This window comes from Ruminococcus flavefaciens, from assembly GCF_900116855.1.
In the GTDB taxonomy this organism is placed as follows: domain Bacteria; phylum Bacillota; class Clostridia; order Oscillospirales; family Ruminococcaceae; genus Ruminococcus; species Ruminococcus flavefaciens_R.
Map to the genome: position 1 here is coordinate 158,986 of NZ_UETD01000007.1, position 6,431 is coordinate 165,416.

The 6,431-nt window shown below is 50.5% G+C and carries 6 protein-coding genes; 2 read left to right on the forward strand and 4 right to left on the reverse strand.

The features are described 5' to 3' along the window. Positions 1-166 precede the first annotated feature (166 nt). The 4 genes from grcA3 to DSZ37_RS08790 form a co-directional block, all read right to left on the reverse strand. The gene (gene grcA3, locus DSZ37_RS08775; protein ID WP_028519550.1) at positions 167-406 is read right to left on the reverse strand and encodes an autonomous glycyl radical cofactor GrcA3; all 240 of its coding nucleotides are present in this window, start codon (positions 404-406) and stop codon (positions 167-169) included. Between the two features lie 55 nt (positions 407-461). Next, positions 462-677, reverse strand: coding sequence for a hypothetical protein (locus DSZ37_RS08780; protein WP_109726529.1), 216 nt, complete (start codon positions 675-677; stop codon positions 462-464). After that, complete coding sequence (gene pflB, locus DSZ37_RS08785) at positions 674-2,782, reverse strand: formate C-acetyltransferase (RefSeq protein WP_109726530.1); 2,109 nt, start codon at positions 2,780-2,782, stop codon at positions 674-676. The genes DSZ37_RS08780 and pflB overlap by 4 nt, the downstream gene beginning before the upstream one ends. Before the next feature lie 315 nt (positions 2,783-3,097). Beyond that, positions 3,098-4,306: an AI-2E family transporter gene (locus DSZ37_RS08790; protein ID WP_109726531.1), complete on the reverse strand. Its 1,209-nt coding sequence runs from the start codon at positions 4,304-4,306 to the stop codon at positions 3,098-3,100. 240 nt (positions 4,307-4,546) lie between these two features. Here DSZ37_RS08790 and DSZ37_RS08795 point away from each other — a divergent pair, with 240 nt between their 5' ends. Further along, complete coding sequence (locus DSZ37_RS08795) at positions 4,547-5,284, forward strand: vWA domain-containing protein (RefSeq protein WP_109726532.1); 738 nt, start codon at positions 4,547-4,549, stop codon at positions 5,282-5,284. A 9-nt stretch (positions 5,285-5,293) separates the two neighbouring features. Beyond that, positions 5,294-6,331, forward strand: coding sequence for a PP2C family serine/threonine-protein phosphatase (locus tag DSZ37_RS08800; RefSeq protein WP_109726533.1), 1,038 nt, complete (start codon positions 5,294-5,296; stop codon positions 6,329-6,331). Positions 6,332-6,431 lie beyond the last annotated feature (100 nt).

The following is a 6,431-nucleotide window of genomic DNA, read 5'->3' on the forward strand; positions in this document are numbered from 1 at the left end:
ACCAGTATAATACTGGGAGCGCCCTGTCTGGGCTAAATTAAATGCTGAAAGTTTTAGGGGAGGAGTTTGAGGAGAGACCCTTTTTCAAAAGGGTCTCTCCTCAATAATAAACTGTAAATCTTCTATATTAGTACCGCCCTTATCGGTACAGCCTTTTTGTGTGTATTTACAGAGCAGAGTGGAAGGTTCTTGAAATAACGTCGTCCTGCTGCTCCTTAGTGAGCTTTACGAAGTTAACTGCGTAGCCCGAAACTCTTACGGTGAGCTGGGGATACTTCTCGGGATGAGCCTGAGCGTCAAGGAGAGTTTCTCTTGTGAAAACGTTTACGTTGAGGTGGTGACCGCCTTTTTCAACATAGCCGTCAAGCAGCTCGATAAGGTTATCTACCTGTTTCTGATTATCCATAATAGACCTCCTGTTATATTATTCTGAGGGAACGTCTTTTGCGGCGCTCCTGTGATCATTCGTCATCTTCGGGTTCAAGCTCGGTGGGCTGACAGCAGGCACCCTTTGTGCCGCATACGTCGGTGCTTTTCACGGTATCCACTTTGAGACCGTCATTGCTTCCCTCCGAAACTATATTCACATGACCGCTTCCCTGTTCCATGAGCTTATCGATAAGGTCGGCAAGCTCTGACGGGTCGTCGGTCTTACCAAGCATATCAGGCGTTATCATTTGTCCTCTCCTCTGAGCTTGTCAAGGTCGAGGTCGCCTGTGAATACCTCCATATCCTTGCCGAGAGCGCTGGGGACAATGGAGAATGTGTTGGAGATACCGTCCTGTGCGTGTCTGAATGGCAGCTTAGCTACCGATGAAAGTGAAGCTACTGCACCGTGAGTATCTCTGCCGTGCATTGGGTTAGCACCGGGAGCAAGCGGAACGCCCTGCTTTCTGCCGTCGGGAGTGTTTCCTGTCTTCTTGCCGTATACAACGTTTGAAGTAATGGTAAGGATAGACATTGTGGGAACACTGTCGCGGTAGGTGTGGTGCTTTCTTACACAGTCCATGAACTTGCGGACAACTGTAACAGCCAGCTTGTCAACACGGTCGTCGTTGTTGCCGTACTTGGGGAAGTCTCCCTCGATCTCGTAATCAACGACAACGTTCTTTGCAACGCCTGTGACATTGCCTGCCTTGTCCTTTATTTCGATATCCTTGCGGATAGGCTTTACCTTGGCGTACTTGATAGCCGAGAGAGAGTCTGCAACAACCGAGAGACCTGCGATACCTGTTGCGAAGTAGCGTTTTACGTCTCTGTCGTGGAGAGCCATCTGGAGTCTCTCATAGCAGTACTTATCGTGCATATAGTGGATAACGTTGAGGGTGTTGACATAGAGACCTGCCAGCCACTCCATCATATCCATATACTTTTCCCATACATCGTCGAAGTCGAGGTATTCGCCGTCAACGGGTCTGTACTTGGGACCTACCTGAAGTCCGAGGCGCTCGTCCACACCGCCGTTTATAGCGTAGAGCAGGCACTTTGCAAGGTTAGCTCTTGCGCCGAAGAACTGCATTTCCTTGCCCACTACCATTGAAGATACGCAGCAGGCGATAGCGTAGTCATCGCCGTGGATAACACGCATCATATCGTCGTTCTCGTACTGGATAGACGATGTTCTTATGGATATCTTGGCACAGTATTCCTTGAACTTCCTCGGGAGCTTTGTGGACCAGAGAATGGTCATGTTGGGCTCGGGAGCAGTTCCCAGATTTTCGAGGGTATGGAGGTAACGGAAGCTGTTCTTTGTTACCATGTGATTACCGTCAACGCTTACGCCGCCGATGGACTCTGTGATCCATGTGGGGTCGCCTGAGAACAGTGAATTGTACTCGGGAGTACGGGCGAACTTGACGATACGGAGCTTCATGATGAAGTGGTCGATGAGCTCCTGAGCCTGTTCCTCGGTGAGTATACCGCGGTCGAGGTCACGCTGAATGAATATATCGAGGAATGTGGAAGTTCTTCCCAGTGACATAGCCGCACCGTTCTGCTCCTTTACAGCAGCAAGATAGCCGAAGTAGAGCCACTGAATGGCTTCCTTGGCATTTGCGGCAGGCTTTGAGATATCATAGCCGTATATCTCGCCCAGCTTTTTAAGCTCCTGGAGAGCTCTTACCTGCTCGGCAAGCTCCTCGCGGAGACGGATATTCTTTGAAGTCATTCTCACAAGTGAGGTCTCGATCTGGTGCTTCTTGTCCTCGATAAGGAGGTCAACGCCGTAGAGAGCAACACGGCGGTAGTCGCCGATGATACGGCCTCTGCCGTAGGCGTCGGGAAGTCCTGTGAGTATAGCCGAGTGACGAGCAAGTCTCATCTCGGGTGTATAAGCGTCAAAAACGCCCTGATTGTGAGTTTTTCTGTACTTGGTGAAGATCTCTACTACCTCGGGGTCTACCTCGTAGCCGTACTCCTTGCAAGCCTGCTGAGCCATTCTGATACCGCCGAAGGGCTGGAGAGAACGCTTGAAGGGCTTGTCGGTCTGGAGACCTACGATCTGCTCGAGATCCTTATTGAGATAGCCTGCACCGTGGGATGTAATTGTAGAAACGATCTTGGTGTCCATATCGAGGACTCCGCCTGCTTCTCTTTCCTGACGGGTGAGATCCATGACCTGATCCCAGAGCTGTTTTGTAGCTTCCGTGGGGCCTGCGAGGAAGCTTTCATCGCCTTCATAAGGAGTGTAATTCTTCTTGATGAAGTCTCTAACGTTTACGGAAGTGGTGCTCCAGCGGCCTTCATTGAAGCCGTCCCATTCCTTTGGCCATGTATTGATCATAACACATTACTCCTTTGATTTTATTGTCTAAGGTAATATTACCACATTGTTTAATTTTTGTCAATCTCCGTATTAACCGCGGGCAACGGAAAAAAGTCCGTTTTCGTTTTATCAGATTACAAAGTCTGCTTTTCTTGAAAAAACTGCCGAAGAACTTCGACGGTATTTTGAAGTTTTTCGGCAGCTGCTCTGATGGTGCGTATCAAAAAATTATGAACTTGTTTGGCTTATTTGTGCATTTGACAGATTTTGGCTTTCAGCAGGAAAATAAATGCTGAAAGCTGATCTGAGGACGTCTGAACAGTGCCCTGAATATTACTTTTTCTTAGCCGATGCCTTTGCGGCTTTCTTTGACTTTTTGGAAGGCTTTGGCGTTTTTTCTTCCTCATCGGGAGGGGTTATTCCCAGCTCCGACTCTTTTTCTTCAAGCTTGAAGAATGCAAGCTTGTACAGTGTTGCCGCCAGCGGTACGCCCAGTATCATGCCGAAGACACCGAACAGTCCTCCGCCTACAGTAACAGCGGCGAGGGTCCATATGCTTGGCAGACCGACTGTGCCGCCAACCACCTTGGGGTAGATGATGTTGCCCTCGAACTGCTGGAGGATCAGCAGGAAGATAATGAATATCAGCGCCTGCATGGGGCTCTCCGTAAGGATGATGAAAGCGCTTATGCCTGCGCCGAGGAAGGCTCCGACTATGGGAATGAAAGCAGTGACGCCCACGAGAGTTCCCGACATTGCGGCATAGGGAAGCTTCAGTATCTTCATGCCGATGAAGCAGAGAGTTCCGAGGATTATCGCCTCTACGAACTGTCCGATGAAGAAGCTGCGGAAGGTCTCGTTGGCGGTATTCAGCACGCGCCCAAGCTTCCTGTTGGTATCATCGCTGAACCACAGCGTCCTCAGCCGGCCGCTGTCCTTAATGAGCTTATCCTTTCTGAGAAGGAGATAAACGGCGAATATTAGTCCCAGCACGAGGTTAGTGACCGCCGATGTCAGCCCTCCTATTATGCCCACGGCGGAGCTGAGTATTCCTGCAACTCCCGAAGTGAGCAGCTTTGAAGCCTTTTCGGCAATATTAGTCCAGTCGAATTCCACTGTGCTTATCTGCTCCTGTATCTCGGGGTACTCCTTGAGCTTTCCGAGGATAAAGTCCTTGGACTTGGTGAAGGCAGGCGGTATCTCGTCATACAGCACTCCGAATGCCGAGGCTATCTCGGGCACCACTATATACATTATAAGTATGATTATGGCGATGGTGATGGCGAATGAAGCTGCCAGACACACGGGACGCCGTGACTTTTTCACCAGCTTTGAGCTGCTTTTCGGAAAGTAATGCTTCTCGAAGAAGTTCATGATGATATTGAAGATGTATGCGATCATCAGTCCCATGATGAGGGGCTTCAGCGCACCCAGCACTACCGACAGAAAGCTTACGAAAACCGCAAAATTCTGACTTATGACGCATACTGCGACAGCCAGAAATGCAATGAAAATATATCGTTTGATCTCTCTTTTTTCCATAATGAGCCGAAAAACGGCAAGTTCCCTCCGATCATATCTCTGTGATTTTATTATACATTATATAAGTGCATATGTCACCACTGTAAATGTTAAATTTATGTGAACATTTAGTACTTGACCGACGCTGTTATTCGTGGTATAATGTATATGATTATACTGATCACAATAAGACGGGACCCACTGGGGAATACAGCCCTGCGCGGCTTCCTGTACATCAATAAATGAACGGAGGATAAAATCATGCCGGGTTTAGACGATTACGCACCTGCTGTCAGAAAGGTCATGACACTTTTCTATGTCATCGACACTTCGGGAAGTATGCAGGGCAGCAAGATAGGACAGGTGGAATCTGCTCTTGAGGAGGTAATGCAGACATTGCAGGAGATCAGCGATGAGAGCGATGATGCCGAGATAAAAATAGCCGTTCTGGAGTTCTCCACAGGCGCTTCATGGGTCACACCCGAGCCTGTTTCTCCCGAGGGCTATCGCTTCAAGACCTTTGAAGCCTGCGGCGTTACCGATCTGGGCGCTGCCTGCAAGGAGCTTGACAAGAAGCTCTCACGAAACGAATTCCTTCAGACTGCCGCAGGCGCATATCCGCCTGTAATACTCCTTTTCAGCGACGGAGGTCCCACGGATAACTGGGAGAGCGGACTTGACGCCCTCAAGAAGAACAACTGGTTCAAGCGCTCTATCAAGATCGCATTCGCTATCGGCGATGACTGCGACAAGGACGTTCTGGCGCGCTTCTCGGGAAGCTCAGAGACTGTCCTCGACGTCAAGAACAAGGACCAGCTCAGACTTATGATAGAAAAGGCCAGCGTTATCACCAGCGTATTCGCCAGCCATTCAAGCACCGTTGACAGCGATACCGACCCCGTTGAGATATCAAAGAAGCTTGCAGAGGACGTTCAGACTCAGACAAATGACGCTCTCAGCGACGCCAATACCGCCGACTGGGACGAGTCGGACTGGTAAGGTGAGCCTATGGAGAAACTCAATTCCTTTGCTCAGACAAGCGTCGGCGCTTCACATCTCAGCAGGGATATAGTATGTCAGGACAGCTCGCTCTGTGCAGACTATGAGACCTATTCCTTTGCGGCTGCGGCGGACGGTCACGGAAGTCCCTGCTACCTGCGTACCGAGAGGGGCTCAAAGTTCGCTGTGGAGTGCGCTGCGGAGTGCGTTGCCGAGTTCCTTGACAGCCTCGAGGACGCAGCGGAGGTGCTTGCAGACGAGCGTCAGCGTCAGCAGCTTTTCAATCAGCTCTGGCGGAGCATCATCGCAAGATGGCACGACAAGACCGAAAAGGACTTTACGGACGAGCCCTTCACCGAGGAGGAGCTTGACCGTATACCCGATAAATTCGCCCATTACCGCGAAAGATATGCACAGGGCGAATATATAAGCGCATACGGAACTACACTGCTGTTTGCGGCTGTTACCGAGGACTATGCCTTCGGAGCTCAGATAGGTGACGGCAAATGCGTTGTCATCGACAGCGACAGCAACGTGACAGCTCCCATACCCGACGATCCGCGCTGCTATGAGAATGTTACCACATCTATGTGTCAGGACGACGCAGCTCTCTCCGCAAGGTTCTTCTACCTGCCAAAGGGAATGCTGCCTGCTGCGGTATTTCTCTGCACAGACGGCGTTGAAAACTCCTACTGGAACGAGGAGCAGCTCTTCGGCTTTTTCCGCGGACTGGCTCTGACTATGGTGGAAAACGGCATGGAGGAAGGCGTCCGTCAGCTTGGTGAGTTCCTGCCTGCTATGACAAAGAAGGGCAGCGGCGACGATGTTACCTGCTCGGGTATCATCTCCATGAGCAAGCTCAGCTCCTGCTCGGACGGTATCCGTGAGGACTTGGCGGCAGCAGCTCCCGTTGTGGAGGAGCCCGTGCCCGAGGATATCGTTTACGACGATGAGGCTTCGCAGCAGGTAGTCACAGATGTTATGCCTGTTGAGACTGATACGCCCGTGGAGGCTCCCGATGAGCCCGAGGCGGCTGAGCAGCCCTGAACCTGTTTTATAAAAAATGTGCTCCGAAGTGTTTACAGCACTTCGGGGCTTTTTGGTTTAGTTGAGAGTTGAAAGTGGAGAGTTGAGAGTTAAAGTGTTC

Bases quoted from the DNA above. Each gene is read 5' to 3' on its own strand.
- grcA3 (WP_028519550.1), bottom strand. From the start codon at position 406: ATGGATAATCAGAAACAGGTAGATAACCTTATCGAGCTGCTTGACGGC.
- DSZ37_RS08780 (WP_109726529.1), bottom strand. From the start codon at position 677: ATGATAACGCCTGATATGCTTGGTAAGACCGACGACCCGTCAGAGCTT.
- pflB (WP_109726530.1), bottom strand. From the start codon at position 2,782: ATGATCAATACATGGCCAAAGGAATGGGACGGCTTCAATGAAGGCCGC.
- DSZ37_RS08790 (WP_109726531.1), bottom strand. From the start codon at position 4,306: ATGGAAAAAAGAGAGATCAAACGATATATTTTCATTGCATTTCTGGCT.
- DSZ37_RS08795 (WP_109726532.1), top strand. From the start codon at position 4,547: ATGCCGGGTTTAGACGATTACGCACCTGCTGTCAGAAAGGTCATGACA.
- DSZ37_RS08800 (WP_109726533.1), top strand. From the start codon at position 5,294: ATGGAGAAACTCAATTCCTTTGCTCAGACAAGCGTCGGCGCTTCACAT.